This window comes from Shewanella sp. Scap07 (assembly GCF_013394145.1).
GTDB classification, from domain to species: Bacteria; Pseudomonadota; Gammaproteobacteria; order Enterobacterales; family Shewanellaceae; genus Shewanella; species Shewanella waksmanii.
Genome location: NZ_CP041329.1, coordinates 5,025,067 through 5,043,746, shown reverse-complemented (window position 1 = coordinate 5,043,746; position 18,680 = coordinate 5,025,067). Strand labels below are relative to the sequence as shown.

12 protein-coding genes and 2 rRNA genes are annotated in these 18,680 nt (G+C 47.0%); 7 read left to right on the top strand and 7 right to left on the bottom strand.

Translation table 11 applies throughout. From position 1 onward, the window contains the following. From nirB to FLM48_RS22270, 4 genes are all read left to right on the top strand, one after another. Nucleotides 1-2,541 (top strand): nitrite reductase large subunit NirB, encoded by a 2,541-nt coding sequence (gene nirB / locus FLM48_RS22285; RefSeq protein ID WP_179026180.1) that lies wholly within the window; start codon nt 1-3, stop codon nt 2,539-2,541. Nucleotides 2,542-2,549: 8 nt separating this feature from the next. Then, complete coding sequence (nirD, locus tag FLM48_RS22280; protein WP_028774181.1) at nt 2,550-2,882, top strand: nitrite reductase small subunit NirD; 333 nt, start codon at nt 2,550-2,552, stop codon at nt 2,880-2,882. A gap of 122 nt (nt 2,883-3,004) precedes the next feature. After that, complete coding sequence (locus FLM48_RS22275) at nt 3,005-4,480, top strand: NarK family nitrate/nitrite MFS transporter (protein ID WP_179026179.1); 1,476 nt, start codon at nt 3,005-3,007, stop codon at nt 4,478-4,480. Between the two features lie 9 nt (nt 4,481-4,489). Further along, nucleotides 4,490-6,232, top strand: a complete 1,743-nt coding sequence (locus FLM48_RS22270; RefSeq protein ID WP_179026178.1) for a bifunctional protein-serine/threonine kinase/phosphatase — start codon at nt 4,490-4,492, stop codon at nt 6,230-6,232. On the opposite strand, the gene pstB is transcribed toward FLM48_RS22270, so the two are convergent. From pstB to FLM48_RS22235, 7 genes are all read right to left on the bottom strand, one after another. After that, a complete protein-coding gene (pstB, locus tag FLM48_RS22265; RefSeq protein ID WP_028774178.1) occupies nt 6,229-6,978 on the bottom strand; it encodes a phosphate ABC transporter ATP-binding protein PstB in 750 nt (249 codons plus the stop codon). The genes FLM48_RS22270 and pstB overlap by 4 nt on opposite strands. An 11-nt stretch (nt 6,979-6,989) precedes the next feature. Continuing rightward, nucleotides 6,990-7,838 carry a phosphate ABC transporter permease PstA gene (gene pstA / locus FLM48_RS22260; protein ID WP_037471380.1) on the bottom strand — a complete coding sequence of 283 codons (849 nt, stop codon included), beginning with the start codon at nt 7,836-7,838 and terminating at the stop codon, nt 6,990-6,992. Between the two features lie 2 nt (nt 7,839-7,840). After that, the gene (gene pstC, locus FLM48_RS22255) at nt 7,841-8,743 is read right to left on the bottom strand and encodes a phosphate ABC transporter permease subunit PstC (RefSeq protein ID WP_028774176.1); all 903 of its coding nucleotides are present in this window, start codon (nt 8,741-8,743) and stop codon (nt 7,841-7,843) included. Nucleotides 8,744-8,825: 82 nt separating this feature from the next. After that, nucleotides 8,826-9,635, bottom strand: coding sequence for a phosphate ABC transporter substrate-binding protein (locus FLM48_RS22250; RefSeq protein WP_028774175.1), 810 nt, complete (start codon nt 9,633-9,635; stop codon nt 8,826-8,828). A gap of 454 nt (nt 9,636-10,089) precedes the next feature. Then, nucleotides 10,090-10,287, bottom strand: coding sequence for a DUF2061 domain-containing protein (locus tag FLM48_RS22245; protein WP_028774174.1), 198 nt, complete (start codon nt 10,285-10,287; stop codon nt 10,090-10,092). Between the two features lie 181 nt (nt 10,288-10,468). Beyond that, a complete protein-coding gene (locus FLM48_RS22240) occupies nt 10,469-11,371 on the bottom strand; it encodes a 1,4-dihydroxy-2-naphthoyl-CoA synthase (protein WP_179026177.1) in 903 nt (300 codons plus the stop codon). Between the two features lie 93 nt (nt 11,372-11,464). Beyond that, complete coding sequence (locus FLM48_RS22235) at nt 11,465-11,818, bottom strand: hypothetical protein (protein WP_179026176.1); 354 nt, start codon at nt 11,816-11,818, stop codon at nt 11,465-11,467. A 94-nt stretch (nt 11,819-11,912) separates the two neighbouring features. Here FLM48_RS22235 and ccoG point away from each other — a divergent pair, with 94 nt between their 5' ends. The 3 genes from ccoG (at nt 11,913) to FLM48_RS22220 (ending at nt 18,648) form a co-directional block, all read left to right on the top strand. Further along, nucleotides 11,913-13,340: a cytochrome c oxidase accessory protein CcoG gene (gene ccoG, locus FLM48_RS22230; protein WP_028774171.1), complete on the top strand. Its 1,428-nt coding sequence runs from the start codon at nt 11,913-11,915 to the stop codon at nt 13,338-13,340. 556 nt (nt 13,341-13,896) lie between these two features. Next, a 16S ribosomal RNA gene (locus FLM48_RS22225) occupies nt 13,897-15,441 on the top strand. Between the two features lie 314 nt (nt 15,442-15,755). Beyond that, a 23S ribosomal RNA gene (locus tag FLM48_RS22220) occupies nt 15,756-18,648 on the top strand. Together the 16S and 23S rRNA genes form the textbook arrangement of a ribosomal RNA operon. The last annotated feature ends 32 nt before the right edge of the window (nt 18,649-18,680 follow it).

Sequence of the window (18,680 nt, the reverse complement as noted above, 5' to 3'; positions counted from 1 at the left end):
ATGCAAAAAACTTCAATTTTAGTGGTGGGCAACGGCATGGTTGGTCACAAATTTATCGACAACATGTTAGCGCAGAGCAAGATTGATCAATTTGATTTAATGACGTTTTCAGAAGAGTCGAGACTGGCATATGACCGAGTGCAGCTTAGTGCTTATTTTAGTGGCAAAACCGCTGAAGACTTGGCCTTGACCGATGAAAGTTACTATCAGCAACATGGCGTTAAGTTTTTACTGAGTGACAAAGTCACCGACATTGATTGCGAGGGGCACCTTGTGACGACAGCCAGTGGTCAACAGGTACGCTACGACAAATTGGTGCTTGCGACAGGCTCTTACCCCTTTGTGCCACCGATTCCTGGCGGTGATGCTGAACATTGTTTGGTGTATCGCACTATTGATGATCTAGAAGCCATTACAGAATCGAGCTGCCACAGTGATAAAGGCGTCGTTATTGGTGGGGGGCTACTAGGTCTGGAAGCGGCTAATGCCCTGAAAAATTTAGGTTTAGAAACCCATGTTGTTGAGTTTGCTCCTAGGCTGATGGCGGTGCAACTTGACGAGGGGGGCGCTAATTTACTGCGTCACCAAATCGAAGATTTAGGGGTTAGCGTTCATACCGAAAAAGCCACCACGGAAATTGTTGCTGGTAGTCAAAGTCGTTATCGCTTGAATTTTGCTGATGGTAGCCACTTAGAAACCGACATGATTGTTTTCTCGGCCGGTATTCGACCTCAAGACGAGCTAGCGCGTCAGTGCGGCATTACCGTGGGTGAGCGTGGTGGCATTGTGATTAATGATACTTGCCAAACGAGTGATGAAGATATTTATGCCATTGGTGAATGCGCATTATGGCAAGGACGAATTTTTGGTTTAGTGGCACCAGGGTATGCCATGGCAGCGGCTGCAGCCAGTCACATTTGTGGCGAGTCACAGCAATTTACCGGTGCCGATATGAGTACCAAGCTAAAGTTACTAGGGTTAGATGTAGCCAGTATTGGTGACGCGCATGGCCAAACTCCAGGCGCCCAGTCTTATACTTTTCATGATGAAGTTGCCCAAGTATATAAACGCCTTATCGTTAATGAGGCTGGCGATAGAGTTTTAGGTGCAGTGTTAGTGGGTGATGTGGATGCCTATGGTCAATTACTGCAAATGATGCTCAATGACATGCCGCTACCCGATCATCCATCAGCCTTGATTTTGCCTAATGTTGACGGTGAGGCGAGCCAAGGTGTTGGTGTAGAGGCTTTGCCTGAATCAGCGCAGTTGTGCTCATGCTTTGACGTCACCAAAGGCGACATTGTTGCTGCGGTAGCGGATGGGGCGACCGATATGGCCGCCATTAAAAGTTGTACCAAAGCGTCTACCGGTTGCGGTGGCTGTAGTGCATTAGTCAAGCAGGTGATGGATTGTGAGTTAGCCGCACTGGGACACGAAGTTGATAACAGCTTATGTGAGCACTTTGCTTATACTCGCCCAGAGCTTGCTGATATCGTCCGCATTAAAAAGATAAAAACCTTTGATGAGCTGCTAGCCAGCCATGGCAAAGGCCTAGGTTGTGAGGTCTGTAAACCCACCATTGGATCGATTCTGGCTTCGTTCTGGAATGACTATGTGTTAGAGGAACCGCACATTGGTCTGCAAGACACTAATGATGTGTACCTAGGCAACATGCAAAAAGACGGGACTTACTCGGTTGTGCCGAGAATTGCTGGTGGCGAAGTGACGCCAGACAAGCTGATTGTACTCGGTGAAGTGGCTAAGGATTTTGACCTTTATACCAAAATTACCGGCGGTCAACGTATTGACCTGTTTGGGGCACAACTGCATGAGTTACCACAAATATGGCGCCGACTTGTTGATGCTGGCTTTGAAACAGGCCACGCCTACGGTAAGTCTGTGCGTACTGTTAAGTCGTGTGTGGGTGATAGCTGGTGTCGTTACGGTGTCAATGACAGCCTAGGTTTCGCGATTAATATAGAGAACCGATACAAAGGGTTACGCTCACCTCACAAATTGAAGTTTGCAGTATCTGGTTGTACCCGTGAATGCGCCGAAGCACAGTCAAAAGATGTGGGAATTATTGCCACAGAAAATGGTTGGAATTTATATGTCGGCGGTAATGGCGGCATGCGTCCTCGCCATGCCGATCTGTTTGCATCTGATCTTGATGACCAAACGCTGATTCAATATGTCGATCGCTTCTTGATGTTCTATATCCGCAGTGCCGAGCGCTTACAGCGTACCTCGGTGTGGTTGGAAAATTTACCTGGCGGTCTGGATTACCTTAAAGAGGTGGTGATTGACGACAAACTGGGTTTAGCGGCTGAGCTAGAGTCGGAAATGGCTCACTGTATCGCGCAATATCAGTGTGAGTGGAAAACTACCTTAGAAAGTCCTGAAAAGCTCAAGCGTTTCCAACACTTTATTAATAGTGAATTAGGCGATGATGGCTTGGCATTTTCTCGAGAGCGTGAGCAACGGGTACCGAGAGAGAAGCCCCAAGCGGAGCAGATTAAAATAGTAGAGCTGGTTGATTAGGAGGCGATATGAGTAATTGGATTGATGTGTGTCATCGCAATGACGTGGTAGCCGGAACAGGTGTGTGTGCGTTAGTAGATAACGAGCAAGTGGCGATATTTCGCTGCCGTAGCACCGATGAGCTCTATGCCGTATCTAACTACGACCCCATCGGGCAAGCCAATGTGCTATCGCGGGGCATTATGGGGTGCGTTGCCGGACAAGTGGTTGTCGCGTCGCCACTTTATAAACAGCATTTTTGTTTAGATACCGGCAGTTGTTTGCAATTACCGCAATACAAACTGAAAACCTACCCTGTGCGGTACGCAGGTGAACAGATACAGCTGCTAAGCGCAGCCTAGATTGATGTGGGTTGCCTACTGGCAGCCCTAGTTAACCCTTTTATTAATTTAATGCTGCTACGCAAGCGGCCTAGCTTCTTGCGGCCTATTGAGTAGGTAACTTGGCAGCTAACGGAGAACTTATGAGCACGGATAACCGCTTTAACCTGCTGTCATTCAGTGGAAAAATGAAGGTGTTACACCTTAGCTGGATGGCTTTCTTCATCACTTTTGTGGTGTGGTTTAACTTTGCACCTTTGCTGCAATCGGTCAAAGAGACCTTAGGCTTAACAACGGCAGAAATAAAAACCCTGTTGATCCTTAACGTCGCTTTTACTATTCCGGCGCGGGTGATCATCGGCATGCTAACTGACCGGTTTGGTCCACGTGTTGTATATTCGGCATTATTGGCCATCTGTTCCTTACCCTGTTTTGCTTTTGCACTGGCCGACACCTTTACCCAAGCTGCTATAGCTCGTTTCTTACTGGGCTTTATTGGTGCGGGTTTTGTTATTGGTATTCGTCTGGTTTCAGAGTGGTTTCCCCACAACCAGCTAGGTACTGCTGAGGGTATATACGGGGGCTGGGGTAACTTCGGTTCTGCGGCAGCCGCTTTTACACTGCCCACTGTAGCCTTGATGTTTGGCGGTGATGATGGCTGGCGCTATGCCATGGCGATTACCGGTCTAATGAGCCTAGTGTTCTCGTTTGTGTTTTATGCCAATGTTGAAGATACCCCTAAAGGCGCGACCTATTTCAAGCCTAAGAACTTAACTGCAATGGAAGTCACTTCTAAAGGTGATTTTTACCTATTGTTACTGATGAAATTGCCAATGTACGGCGCTTTGGCATTGTTAGCATGGAAGCTGTCTCCGAGTGGCGTCTCGATGCTTAGTGAGATGGCAGTTAACTTCATCTACCTTGGCTTAGCCTTACTTTATTTGTACGAAGTGTCACAAGTGTGGAAAGTGAATAAGTACATCTTTACCCAGCCGGTGCCTGAAGTTCATCGTTACAAGTTTAAGCAGGTTGCGGTACTTAATGTGTTGTACTTTGCCACGTTTGGTTCAGAGCTGGCTGTGGTGTCGATGTTACCGCTGTTTTTCGCTGAAACCTTTACCTTATCGCCTGTGTTAGCCGGTATGGTCGCGTCGGCCTATGCCTTTATGAACCTCATGTCTCGTCCTGGCGGTGGTTGGATTTCTGATAAATTTGGTCGTAAGCCGACGCTATTGATTCTCACAGCAGGATTGGCGGCAGGTTATTTCTTGATGGGACAAGTTAACAGTGAATGGCCTGTTTGGGTCGCAGTCGCTGCAGCAATGGTGTGTTCATTCTTCGTGCAATCTGGAGAGGGCGCGGTGTTTGCCACGGTGCCATTAATTAAACGCCGTATGACTGGGCAAATTGCCGGTATGACAGGTGCTTACGGTAATGTGGGAGCGGTATGTTACCTAACGGTGTTGTCATTTGTTGACTACAGTACTTTCTTCTATGTGATTTCAGCGACCGCTGTACTTGGCTTTATTATCTTACTGTTTATGGAAGAGCCTAAAGGCCAAATTGCAGAAGTGAATGAAGATGGTAGTGTTGAACTGATTCAAGTTTCACATCACTAGTGAAGGTTAATGATGACGCAAAAGCAGCCGAGTTTAGTCAGTGAAAATCAGCTAGATGTCAGTTTTGGTGGCTGCTCTAGTGCCGGTGTACGTGAGCACAACCAAGATGCTTTTGCGGCTCATAAACCCACCCGTGTGGCGCAGCTTAATCATAAAGGCGCCAGTGCTTGTATTGCCGATGGTGTCAGCTGCAGTCAACATGGCCAGCAAGCAAGCCAAACTTGTGTTACCCAATTTATTGAAGACTATTATGCAACGCCTGATACTTGGGGAGTTAAGCAGGCGGTGTCGCGAGTGTTAAGCTCGCTCAACCGTTGGCTGTATCATCATTCTCAACAATCACAGTTACGTCATAATGGCTTCGTATCAACGTTTAGTGCTGTGGTATTCAAGTCGGCCACAGCACATTTTTTACATGTAGGCGATTCGCGAATATATCGTTATCGCCAGGGTAAGTTGTTGCAAATAACTAAAGACCATTGTCGCCAGGGACTGGGTGATAAAGGTTTTCTTACCCGAGCGCTGGGGATTGATAGTCAAGTTGAGGTCGACTATCAAACCCATGAGCTGCAGCGTGATGATATTTACCTGTTAAGTACCGATGGTGTACATGATTGGCTGTCTAATACTCAGCTTGGTGAGTTATTGTCGCAACAAACCGATCTTGAACAGTGCGCCAACGACATTGTTGCGCAAGCGGCCATGGCCGGCAGCAATGACAACCTTAGTTGCCTATTGGTTAAAGTTAATACGCTACCTTATGCAGACATTAGCGAGCTAAATCAGCAACTGTTACATCGAGTTATTCCGCCTGTACTGGAGCAGGGACAAAGTATCGATCAATGGCGGGTTGAAAAAATACTCTACAGCGGCAGTCGAAGTCATATTTATGCGGTTAAATCTCCACGGTATCAACAAACCTATTTGATGAAAGTGCCGTCGCTCAGTTATCAAGATGATCTTGATTATCGCAAAGCATTTATTCGCGAGCAGTGGATTGGTGAGCGAACCAGCTCACCTTTGCTAATGCGTATTTATCCGCAAGAATCTCGTTTTCTTTATCATTTATGTCAGTTTGTGCCTGGCATTACCTTGCGGCAATGGATGTTTGACCACCCTAAACCCACGTTAACTGAAGTTAGAAACGTCTTTTCCGCGATGGCGGCAGCCGTGCGAGCCTTGCAGCGAATTGGGGTCACTCATCGGGATTTGAAACCAGAAAACATGATGCTGACGCCCAGCGGCGAGATCGTGTTGCTTGATTATGGTGCAGCCGATGCGCAAGGGCTTGCAGATAGTGAATCTCCGGCAGATGCTATTCCACTGGGTGATTTAGGCTATATTGCGCCTGAGTACATTGATGGCCGTGCCGATCACCAGTCAGATATTTTCTCTATGGGGGTGATACTGTATGAAATGCTTAGTGGTGAGCGGCCATTTAAAAAGCGCAGTGTGACTTACCAATCCAGTCGCCAAGCCTATGACTGGCAATATCAACCGCTCAGCAGACATCGTCAAGATGTCCCTTTTTGGGTTGATCAGGTTATCAAGCGGGCTTGTCATCCAGACAATCGTGAGCGGTATACCAGTATGTCAGAGCTGGTGGCTGATCTGTCGACGCCAAATCAAGCGGTACTGACAGAAACAGAAAACGCACCATTGCTGGTGCGTGATCCGGTTCGTTTCTGGCAGGGCGTTAGTGGCATCCTATTGGTGATAGTGATACTACAACTGCTTATAGCATTTAGTTAACCAAACTCACCACTGACATAACCTTGTGTGCGCTGATCTTGTGGTTGATTGAATATTTGTGTGGTTTCCCCATGTTCTACAAGCTCTCCCATCCAGAAAAATGCTGTCTTATCTGAAATACGCTTCGCCTGATTCATTGAGTGAGTCACAATAACAATAGTGAACTTCTTACGCAGTTCATCCATTAGATCTTCAATCTTATGGGTCGCAATGGGATCCAACGCGCTTGTAGGCTCATCCATCAAGATGACTTCTGGCTTCATGGCGATGGTACGTGCGATACATAAACGTTGTTGTTGACCACCAGATAGGCCTTGGCCCGGTGCATCAAGGCGGTCTTTAACTTCATCCCATAATGCGGCGCTGCGTAGAGATTCTTCAACGGCGGCGTCGAGCACTTTTTTATCTTTGATCCCTTGTGCTTTCAGGCCGAAAGCAACATTTTCATAGATGCTCATTGGAAATGGGTTTGGTTTTTGAAACACCATGCCAACCCGCATCCGTAGTTGCTTCACATCGACGTCACGATAGATATCATCACCTTCAAAGGCCACTTCACCGGTAATTTTCACGCCTTCAACAAGGTCGTTCATGCGGTTCAGTGTACGCAATAGCGTCGACTTACCACACCCAGAAGGACCAATTAAAGCAGTGACCTGTTTGGCTGGGATAGGCAAAGAGATATCTTTTAGGGCGTGGTTGTCACCATAAAAAAGATTGAGATTATTAACGGCTAATTTATTCATGGTTACTGACCTTAATGAGAGGCTTTGTTAAATTTACTGGCAATGAATTTCGTTGCCATGTTGAGCACTAGCACTAACACAATCAATACAGTTGCAGTTGCGTAGGCTTGATCCCATTCATATTGGGTAAATAGCTCTTGTGTAAGTTTGTATAGGTGGACCGTTAGGGTTCGACCTGATTCCAGTACCGATTCTGGTATTTGGGTCACCATACCTGCAGTTAAGAATACTGGGGCAGATTCACCAATCACTCGCCCGGTACTTAAGATGACGGACGTTACGATGCCAGGCATGGCGCTGGGTAAAATTAGACGCCAAATGGTATAGATTTTTGAGGCGCCAAGTGCATAACCACCTTCACGGTAGCTCAGTGGTACTGCAAGCAGGGCTTCTTCAGTGGTACGGATAAGTACAGGTAATATCAACATGGCTAGGGTTAACGAGCCTGACAATATTGAAAAGCCTAATCCCAAGGTAGTGACGAAGAAAGTCATACCAAATAAGCCATAGACGATAGATGGAATACCCGCTAATGACTCAATGCAGAAGCGAATCATCTTTACAACGCTGCTGCCAGGCTTGGCGTACTCGGTCAGGTAGATGGCGGTCATGATGCCAATAGGTGCAGCAATTGCCAGCGACAACAGTACCATGTACACGGTCGATACAATCATCGCCCAAATACCTGAAGCTTCACCAATACGTGTATAGGCACCAGTAATAAAGTCCCAAGTCACATGGGCTAGGCCATTACTTAAAATATGCCAGACAACCCACAGCAAAAACATAATCGTTGTTGCGGCAGCGCCCCAGATGGCGACAAGCATTAGCCTGTCTTGATTATCTCTAGTTAATCTCATGATTATGCTCGTGTTCTGTTCACATACAGTAGGCTAGCATTCAGCAATACAATGAAAGCCAGTAACACTATGCCAGTAGAATAAAGCGCGCTTGCGTGAATGCCCGTTGCGTAGGCCATTTCCATTGCAATATTGGCGGTTAAGGTACGTGCCGGTTCAAGTAGTGACCCAGGCATAGCTGGTGCGTTACCCATTACCATAATAATGGCCATGGTTTCACCAATAGCGCGGGCAATACCCAGCGCAACACCTGTTAAAATACCGCTTTTCGCTGCCGGAACCAGTACCTTAAAAATACTGTAAATATGCGATGCACCCAGTGCTAACGCACCTTCTTTGTAAGTGGCCGGTAGTGCGCGAATGGAAGTTTCTGAAATCGTAATTACGGTTGGCAAAATCATAATTGCCAATACGATGATACCCGCCAGTACTGTGTTACCAGCGGGGATATTAAATAGTGTCTCGATGGCGGGTACGATAATGACCAAGCCAAAGAAGCCATAGACAACAGAGGGAATGCCTGCAAGAAGTTCTACGGCAGGTCTAACAATATTTGCCAACCACTTTGGGGCCAGCTCTGCAAGGAACACTGCTGTTAATATAGCAATGGGCACACCAATCATAACCGCACCTAAGGTCGATATGAGTGATGCAACAATCATCGGGAAGATGCCGTATAGTGCTGGTGGTAGCCACTCGCGTCCGGTGATTAAATTAACGACGCCTGCTTCTGAAAATGCAGGTAAACCTTCTTGAAAAACAAACCAACCGATCGTGGCGACCGAGATCACCCCAACCATCGCGCTACATAGGAATAACGCATGAAAAGCCATGCCGATAGGGTCAAAGCTTTTATTGGGTTTAATTTTAATATTTGCTGTGCGGATCTTTGTTGCCGTATCCATCACTGTGCCTCAATGTCTTACCGATTATAAAAAGTGCAAAACGGCAGTGATGGAGCAATCACTGCCGTTCTGGAAAAGCCTATTACTGAACGCGAATGTAGCCTTCAGCTGCGACAATGCTTTGACCGTCGTTAGACATGATGTAGTCGATGAATTGCTTGGCACTGTCTGGTGCTGACTTATCCATTAATACAATAAATGGACGTGCAATTTTATAGTCACCGGCTGCAATGTTGGTATCGCTTGCTGCAACACCGTCTACATCGATGGCGCGCAGTGAATCATCAACACTACCTAGTGAGATATAGCCAATAGCGTAAGGGTTGTTAGCTACGATAGTTTTGATCATGCCGTTACCGTTACCCACTTGTGCCGTAGGTGAAATTGCTGTCACTTTATGGCCGTTTACAGTGCGTTGTAGCTTCATAATCTCTTCAAATGCACCGCGAGTACCAGAACCTGCTTCACGAGTCACTACAACGATAGGACGTGCTTCACCGCCTACTTCGCTCCAGTTTTTAATCTCACCACGGTAAATCTTGGCGATTTGTTCTTGAGTTAGGTTCTTAACTGGGTTGGCATTGTTAACTGCTGCTGCAATACCATCACGAGCGATGACGACTTCTTTGATATCGCTAGTGAGTTCGTTATCTTTTACATTACGTGATGACATACCAAGCATGCTGGTGCCATCTTTAGCTGCGCGGATGCCTGCTGATGAGCCAGTGCTTTGCACTTCCACATTCTTGTTGGCGCTGTTTTGATAATTTTCAGCTAATACTTCCATCACATGTGCTACAGAAGTTGAGCCAGATACTGTTACAGTGCTTGCTTGTACAAGCGGGGTTGCCATTAAACCAACAGCTGTAAGTAAACCAATTACTTTCTTCATTACAAGTTCCACTTAAAATGGTTATAGAGAGTGTTATCTGCTTCAACAATTTGAAAGCCAGCGCATTAAGACAGATGAATATGACAGTTTGGTTACGATGGTTTTTTGTTGTCGCGTGACGAGTGTGATGAAGTTAGCGCAAAAGATTTACAGGATGTGGATAACTCAAAAAGATGGAGTTTCTGCTAGAAAAGCAAGCAAAGATTTCTTAAAACAAGTCGGATAGCCGCTGATATAAGTACAATAGCGACTTATTGGCTAATGCTGTTTAATGGGTTTAGGTGTTTGGCGATGCAGTTCATTTCAAATTAATCTTCACTTAAGCTCACGCGTTGGTGGGCTGTGAATAAGTCAGTTTATTATTGTGAAAGTAAACCTTTTATGAACCTTTTATGACATAAGCGTGGCTGGTTGTTTTTTGAGCACTTATGTACAACAAGCACCGAGCAAACATTTAGGCGGCTAACGGCTTCAGTTTTTGTTTGTTCTCAAACCGCTTCCATACTTTTTCATGGAAATAGAATACAACGGTATTGATAGCGGGCTCAATTAGCGCCACTGCACCGCCGATCACAACGCTACCAGTTAATAAATAAGTGATGGTGAATGCAACACCGAAATGTAATATAGCAAAGGTAAGTGTTTTAGCCATGACCGTTATCTCCTAATGAATATGCTGCAAATGATAATCATTATCATTTGAGTTGTAAATAGGCAAAGACTAATAGCGTGCCGATAGCATTAATAGATAGATTCGATTGGCTCAGGTCGATGAAATAAATACGCCTGCATTGGCAGGCGTATTTGACTTTCTATGGTGGCGAACTAATGGCTTAGTAGTGCCAAGGGAATTTTCCAAAGTCTTGATCGCGCTTTTCTAGAAATGCATCCCGACCTTCTTGGGCTTCATCGGTGCCATAAGCTAGTCGAGTCGCTTCGCCGGCAAACAGTTGTTGTCCGACTAAACCATCATCAGGCAAATTAAAGCCATATTTGAGCATACGCATCGCGGTGGGTGACTTGCTATTAATCTCTTTTGCCCAAGCAAGCGCTTCAGTTTCCAGATCAGCATGAGGAATGGCACGATTAACCATACCCATATCAAATGCTTCTTCAGCACTGTAATTAAAGCCAAGGAAGAAAATCTCGCGAGCGCGTTTTTGACCGATCATCTTAGCTAAGTAAGCACTGCCATAGCCAGAGTCAAAACTACCTACATCTGGATCGGTTTGCTTAAATACCGCATGCTCCTTTGAGGCAAGAGTCAAATCACACACTACATGTAAGCTATGACCTCCACCCACTGCCCAGCCAGGTACCACCGCAATCACGACTTTGGGCATAAAGCGGATCAGACGTTGTACTTCCAAAATATGTAATCGGCCCATACGCGCAATATCAGGCTTACCCGCTTCTTCAGCTTCATATTTATAGCCATCTTTACCGCGAATGCGTTGATCGCCGCCAGCACAGAATGAATGTTGCCCCTTTGCCGAAGGGCCATTACCGGTTAACAGCACACAACCTACATCCGACCATTGCCTTGCATGATCTAACGCTGTGTACAACTCATCAACGGTTTTGGGACGAAAGGAGTTGAGGCAGTCAGGGCGGTTAATGGCGATACGTACAGTGCCCTGATCTTTGGCTCTATGATAAGTGATATCTTCAAAATCAAATTCAGATACTTGTTCCCATAAAGTAGGATCAAATATATCGGAAACCTGCTGAGTCATAGTCTAGCCCTTAACATGATTATCAAAACATAATCTGCAAAGGCTAGGCTTATTCTCTACTTAGGTCAATTGTCTCAACTAAAAGCAGTGCGCTTAGTTGATTTTATCGCAAATAAAACGCTGATTATCTCGGCTGAGATCATTGTGCCTTGGGGCTTTGCTACCACAAAAGCTCTGCTTGTACTCAGAGACACTTTGCTCTGAAGCGAGAATGGCATCTAATACAACAAGTTCTGCATTAGATAAACGATCACTAATTTCATCCTTGATGTTGTTAATGCGATTGTCGACTTTGATGATCTGTGTACCTGTCATCGCATCGATTTTGTTTTCGATTTGACTCAATAAGGCTTCTGTCTGCGCGATGGGTTTGTCGAGCTCATTGGTTTCGGTTGCCAGGTAATAGAGCACGCCTACTCCGATAGCTAAAATAATCCAGCCTTTCATGTGATCTAACCCCAGTTTTTGGTGAACAAAATGTGATATATGTGAGTATAATAAGCTAGTTTTTATGCATTATTAAAGCTGTAAGGCTATAAAGATGACCTCAAATTCTTCCAAGAAAGACTTTTCCAAGGCCGAACGGATTAAGATTCACCAGCCTGATGCGAGTAAGGCAGATAGATTTAACCCGCGAAACCGAATATATGTACGTGCGATAGAGGGTGTGTGGACTCAACTAAGAAGACGCTTAGGTTGGGTTGCGATGTTGTTCTTTCTTATCTTACCTTGGATCCCTTGGGGAGACCGTCAAGCGGTATGGTTTAACCTTGGTGAGCAGAAGTTTCATATTTTTGCGTTGACCATTTGGCCTCAAGATCTAACTTTACTCGCTGCACTATTAATGGTGGCCGCATTTGGGCTATTTTTTGTCACCACCTATTTAGGTCGGGTGTGGTGTGGCTATACCTGTCCCCAAACCGTATGGACCTTTATCTTTATTTGGTTTGAAGAGAAACTCGAAGGTGCGCGTAATAAACGGATAAAGCTAGACCAGATGCCATGGAGTTTTAATAAGTTATGGCGCAAAACTGCAAAGCACGCGGCCTGGATAGCCATCTCTTTGTTAACCGCCATGACCTTTGTGTCGTATTTCGTGCCCACTTCTGAAGTTTATCGAGACGTGTTCACCCTCAATGCCAGTGGTGGTATCTATTTCTGGGTGGTGCTGTTTACTTTCGCTACTTACGGTAACGCGGGATGGATGCGAGAAATTATGTGCATTCATATGTGCCCCTATGCACGTTTCCAAGCTGCGATGTTTGATAAGAACACCTTTATTGTGGGCTACGACGCCAAACGCGGAGAAACCCGCGGGCCACGTTCACGTAAAGCCGATCCTAAAGCCCTTGGTCTTGGTGACTGTATAGACTGCGACTTATGTGTTCAGGTGTGTCCAACGGGTATCGATATTCGTAACGGCTTACAATATGAATGTATTAACTGTGGTGCTTGTATTGACGCATGTGATACCACGATGCAGCGTATGGGGTATGACAAAGGCTTGATTGCTTATACTACCGAGAACAAACTCGACGGTATCAAGCAGAAAGTACTGCGTCCTAAGTTAGTGGGCTATGGCGCAGTGCTAGCAGCCATGATCACTATCTTTATCTATGCCAGCGCAACAATCGCTCCGGTGCGTATTGATGTGATTCGTGACCGTAATGAATTGTTCCGTGAAAATAACCAAGGCCTGGTAGAGAACACCTTTACGTTAAAGCTGCTCAACAAGACTGAGCAGACTCACCAATATAAGTTGACGATAGAGGGGCTACCTAACTATGAATGGTATGGCCCGCAACAAGTCACTATGAAAGGTGGCGAGATTCTAACGTTACCTATTAGTGTTGCGGTCGACCCATACGAACTGTCTCGGTCGATGCTGAAAGTTAACTTCAAAGTATCGACTACAACGGATGGTAAAACGATAGAAGCGACCCAAGAGTCACGTTTCTTCAGCCAGTAGTGCATTGGTATCAGCGCGCAAAGCGCTAAAAAAGGGGCTTTTAGCCCCTTTTTTGTGCGTATCGTCTGATAAATGGCCGCTCGGTAATAAAAATGTCATTTTCTTTCAAAAAGCACTTGCGTAAAAAGTTCAGCTCCCTATAATGCGCTCCCACTGACACGGCAAACAGCGCTGCATAGCGATGTACAGAAGAGTCAGGGCAGCAAGTGAGATGAGGTTTTTAGCTGTGACTTAACGCACTGGTGTGCAGTAAGTAACCACTTAAAAAACTTTTTAAAAAATCACTTGACGCCAACCAAGGAAAGCGTAGAATACGCAGCCCTAGCCCGCTGGACTCCAGTATGAGGCGAACGTTCTTTAACAAGATGAAACAAGAAATCTGTGTGGACACTCACAGGTGTTGAGTTATTCGAAATTACCTTTTTAGGTAATCAAAAATTTTACTCAATGTAAGAATGAGTGTTCATAGCAATATGTACAAACATCCTTAGATTCTTCCGAGTCTAAGTGATGAATCAGAATTCATTGAGCCGAGACTTAGGTCTCAACAAAACTTTAATTGAAGAGTTTGATCATGGCTCAGATTGAACGCTGGCGGCAGGCCTAACACATGCAAGTCGAGCGGTAACAGGAAGAAAGCTTGCTTTCTTTGCTGACGAGCGGCGGACGGGTGAGTAATGCCTAGGGAACTGCCCAGTCGAGGGGGATAACAGTTGGAAACGACTGCTAATACCGCATACGCCCTACGGGGGAAAGGAGGGGCTCTTCGGACCTTTCGCGATTGGATGTACCTAGGTGGGATTAGCTTGTTGGTGAGGTAAGAGCTCACCAAGGCGACGATCCCTAGCTGTTCTGAGAGGATGATCAGCCACACTGGGACTGAGACACGGCCCAGACTCCTACGGGAGGCAGCAGTGGGGAATATTGCACAATGGGCGAAAGCCTGATGCAGCCATGCCGCGTGTGTGAAGAAGGCCTTCGGGTTGTAAAGCACTTTCAGCGAGGAGGAAAGGTTAACGGTTAATACCCGTTAGCTGTGACGTTACTCGCAGAAGAAGCACCGGCTAACTTCGTGCCAGCAGCCGCGGTAATACGAGGGGTGCAAGCGTTAATCGGAATTACTGGGCGTAAAGCGTACGCAGGCGGTTTGTTAAGCGAGATGTGAAAGCCCCGGGCTCAACCTGGGAACTGCATTTCGAACTGGCAAACTAGAGTCTTGTAGAGGGGGGTAGAATTTCAGGTGTAGCGGTGAAATGCGTAGAGATCTGAAGGAATACCGGTGGCGAAGGCGGCCCCCTGGACAAAGACTGACGCTCAGGTACGAAAGCGTGGGGAGCAAACAGGATTAGATACCCTGGTAGTCCACGCCGTAAACGATGTCTACTCGGAATTTGGTGTCTTGAACACTGGGTTCTCAAGCTAACGCATTAAGTAGACCGCCTGGGGAGTACGGCCGCAAGGTTAAAACTCAAATGAATTGACGGGGGCCCGCACAAGCGGTGGAGCATGTGGTTTAATTCGATGCAACGCGAAGAACCTTACCTACTCTTGACATCCAGAGAATTTACCAGAGATGGTTTAGTGCCTTCGGGAACTCTGAGACAGGTGCTGCATGGCTGTCGTCAGCTCGTGTTGTGAAATGTTGGGTTAAGTCCCGCAACGAGCGCAACCCTTATCCTTATTTGCCAGCACGTAATGGTGGGAACTTTAGGGAGACTGCCGGTGATAAACCGGAGGAAGGTGGGGACGACGTCAAGTCATCATGGCCCTTACGAGTAGGGCTACACACGTGCTACAATGGCGAGTACAGAGGGTTGCGAAGCCGCGAGGTGAAGCTAATCCCAGAAAGCTCGTCGTAGTCCGGATTGGAGTCTGCAACTCGACTCCATGAAGTCGGAATCGCTAGTAATCGTGGATCAGAATGCCACGGTGAATACGTTCCCGGGCCTTGTACACACCGCCCGTCACACCATGGGAGTGGGCTGCACCAGAAGTAGATAGCTTAACCTTCGGGAGGGCGTTTACCACGGTGTGGTTCATGACTGGGGTGAAGTCGTAACAAGGTAGCCCTAGGGGAACCTGGGGCTGGATCACCTCCTTACCTATACGACTAACTTGATGTTTGTTGAGTGTTCACACAGATAACTTGTTCTTGTAAGAGCGAGTGGCACACCCAAGCGGTGATGCTGGTTCTTTAACAATTTGGAAAGCTGATAGTAGTTTTAACGAAAGTTAAAATTGCGAAATTATTTATAATTGAGTTCTCAAACACTTTAATCAAGTGCCGAATGCACACCGTAAGGTGGGTATTCATGAGTATTCTTTTGGCGAAAGTAAACACCATTAGTTGCAATACAACCACCGAGCTTACCCGCTTGGGCGTTGGTTTCATTATGAAACTTATTTGGGTTGTATGGTTAAGTGACTAAGCGTATACGGTGGATGCCTTGGCAGTCAGAGGCGATGAAGGACGTAGTAACTTGCGAAAAGCGTTGGCGAGCTAGTAACAAGCATTTGAGCTAACGATGTCCGAATGGGGAAACCCACTCACATAAGTGAGTATCATAACGTGAATACATAGCGTTATGAGGCAAACCCGGGGAACTGAAACATCTAAGTACCCGGAGGAAAAGAAATCAACCGAGATTCCCCTAGTAGCGGCGAGCGAACGGGGATTAGCCCTTAAGCGTAGAGGGTGTTAGTGGAATGTGTTGGAAAGCACAGCGGCACAGGGTGATAGCCCCGTACATGAAAACTAACTTTACGTGAAATCGAGTAGGACGGGACACGTGACATCTTGTCTGAACATGGGGGGACCATCCTCCAAGGCTAAATACTCCTGACTGACCGATAGTGAACCAGTACCGTGAGGGAAAGGCGAAAAGAACCCCTGTGAGGGGAGTGAAATAGAACCTGAAACCGTATACGTACAAGCAGTGGGAGCGGTCCTTGAGACCGTGACTGCGTACCTTTTGTATAATGGGTCAGCGACTTACATTTTGTAGCGAGGTTAAGCGAATAGCGGAGCCGTAGGGAAACCGAGTGTTAACTGCGCGTTTAGTTGCAAGGTGTAGACCCGAAACCCGGTGATCTAGCCATGGGCAGGTTGAAGGTTGAGTAACATCAACTGGAGGACCGAACACACGTATGTTGAAAAATGCGGTGATGACTTGTGGCTGGGGGTGAAAGGCCAATCAAACCGGGAGATATCTGGTTCTCCTCGAAAGCTATTTAGGTAGCGCCTCGAGCGAATACCATTGGGGGTAGAGCACTGTTAAGGCTAGGGGGTCATCCCGACTTACCAACCCTTTGCAAACTCCGAATACCAATGAGTACTACTCGGGAGACACACGGCGGGTGCTAACGTCCGTCGTGGAAAGGGAAACAACCCAGACCATCAGCTAAGGTCCCAAAGTTATTGCTAAGTGGGAAACGATGTGGGAAGGCTTAGACAGCTAGGATGTTGGCTTAGAAGCAGCCATCATTTAAAGAAAGCGTAATAGCTCACTAGTCGAGTCGGCCTGCGCGGAAGATTTAACGGGGCTAAGCAATACACCGAAGCTATGGGTTCAATACTTTGTATTGAGCGGTAGAGGAGCGTTCTGTAAGCGGTTGAAGGTGAAGGGGTAACCCACACTGGACGTATCAGAAGTGCGAATGCTGACATGAGTAACGATAAAGGGAGTGAAAAACTCCCTCGCCGAAAGACCAAGGGTTCCTGTCCAACGTTAATCGGGGCAGGGTGAGTCGACCCCTAAGGCGAGGCCGAAAGGCGTAGTCGATGGGAAACGGGTTAATATTCCCGTACTTCTGCTAACTGCGATGGAGAGACGGAGAAGGCTAGGCTAGCGCGGCGTTGGTTGTCCGCGTTTAAGGCTGTAGGTGGTGCACTTAGGCAAATCCGGGTGCGCATACACTGAGAGTTGATGACGAGGTCCTAAGGGACTGAAGTAGTTGATGCCATGCTTCCAGGAAAATCTTCTAAGCTTCAGGTTAGTAGGAATCGTACCCCAAACCGACACAGGTGGTCGGGTAGAGAATACCAAGGCGCTTGAGAGAACTCGGCTGAAGGAACTAGGCAAAATGGTACCGTAACTTCGGGAGAAGGTACGCTGCTGTTGGTGATGGGACTTGCTCCCTAAGCTGACGGCAGTCGCAGATACCAGGTGGCTGCAACTGTTTATCAAAAACACAGTACTGTGCAAAATCGCAAGATGACGTATACGGTATGACGCCTGCCCGGTGCCGGAAGGTTAATTGATTGGGTTATCTTCGGAGAAGCTCATGATCGAAGCCCCGGTAAACGGCGGCCGTAACTATAACGGTCCTAAGGTAGCGAAATTCCTTGTCGGGTAAGTTCCGACCTGCACGAATGGCGTAATGATGGCCACGCTGTCTCCAGCCGAGACTCAGTGAAGTTGAAATTGCGGTGAAGATGCCGTATACCCGCGGCTAGACGGAAAGACCCCGTGAACCTTTACTATAGCTTGGCACTGAACATTGACCCTACATGTGTAGGATAGGTGGGAGACTTTGAAGCAGGAACGCCAGTTCTTGTGGAGTCAACCTTGAAATACCACCCTTGTAGTGTTGATGTTCTAACTCTGGCCCCTGAATCGGGGTTGAGGACAGTGCCTGGTGGGTAGTTTGACTGGGGCGGTCTCCTCCCAAAGAGTAACGGAGGAGCACGAAGGTTGGCTAAGTACGGTCGGACATCGTACGGTTAGTGCAATGGCATAAGCCAGCTTAACTGCGAGACATACACGTCGAGCAGGTGCGAAAGCAGGTCATAGTGATCCGGTGGTTCTGAATGGAAGGGCCATCGCTCAACGGATAAAAGGTACTCCGGGGATAACAGGCTGATACCGCCCAAGAGTTCATATCGACGGCGGTGTTTGGCACCTCGATGTCGGCTCATCACATCCTGGGGCTGAAGTCGGTCCCAAGGGTATGGCTGTTCGCCATTTAAAGTGGTACGCGAGCTGGGTTCAGAACGTCGTGAGACAGTTCGGTCCCTATCTGCCGTGGGCGTTGGATGATTGAAGGAAGCTGCTCCTAGTACGAGAGGACCGGAGTGGACGAACCGCTGGTGTTCGGGTTGTTATGCCAATAGCATTGCCCGGTAGCTACGTTCGGAATCGATAACCGCTGAAAGCATCTAAGCGGGAAGCGAGTCCTAAGATGAGTCATCCCTAGGAATTTAATTCCTCTAAAGAGCCGTTCGAGACTAGGACGTTGATAGGCATGGTGTGTAAGCGTTGTGAGGCGTTGAGCTAACATGTACTAATGACTCGTGAGGCTTAACCATACAACCCTAATGGGTTTTACTGGTGGTGAAAC

Excerpts from the sequence above, each read along its gene's own strand:
- nirB (WP_179026180.1), top strand. The coding sequence starts at position 1 with ATGCAAAAAACTTCAATTTTAGTGGTGGGCAACGGCATGGTTGGTCAC.
- nirD (WP_028774181.1), top strand. The coding sequence starts at position 2,550 with ATGAGTAATTGGATTGATGTGTGTCATCGCAATGACGTGGTAGCCGGA.
- FLM48_RS22275 (WP_179026179.1), top strand. The coding sequence starts at position 3,005 with ATGAGCACGGATAACCGCTTTAACCTGCTGTCATTCAGTGGAAAAATG.
- FLM48_RS22270 (WP_179026178.1), top strand. The coding sequence starts at position 4,490 with ATGATGACGCAAAAGCAGCCGAGTTTAGTCAGTGAAAATCAGCTAGAT.
- pstB (WP_028774178.1), bottom strand. The coding sequence starts at position 6,978 with ATGAATAAATTAGCCGTTAATAATCTCAATCTTTTTTATGGTGACAAC.
- pstA (WP_037471380.1), bottom strand. The coding sequence starts at position 7,838 with ATGAGATTAACTAGAGATAATCAAGACAGGCTAATGCTTGTCGCCATC.
- pstC (WP_028774176.1), bottom strand. The coding sequence starts at position 8,743 with ATGGATACGGCAACAAAGATCCGCACAGCAAATATTAAAATTAAACCC.
- FLM48_RS22250 (WP_028774175.1), bottom strand. The coding sequence starts at position 9,635 with ATGAAGAAAGTAATTGGTTTACTTACAGCTGTTGGTTTAATGGCAACC.
- FLM48_RS22245 (WP_028774174.1), bottom strand. The coding sequence starts at position 10,287 with ATGGCTAAAACACTTACCTTTGCTATATTACATTTCGGTGTTGCATTC.
- FLM48_RS22240 (WP_179026177.1), bottom strand. The coding sequence starts at position 11,371 with ATGACTCAGCAGGTTTCCGATATATTTGATCCTACTTTATGGGAACAA.
- FLM48_RS22235 (WP_179026176.1), bottom strand. The coding sequence starts at position 11,818 with ATGAAAGGCTGGATTATTTTAGCTATCGGAGTAGGCGTGCTCTATTAC.
- ccoG (WP_028774171.1), top strand. The coding sequence starts at position 11,913 with ATGACCTCAAATTCTTCCAAGAAAGACTTTTCCAAGGCCGAACGGATT.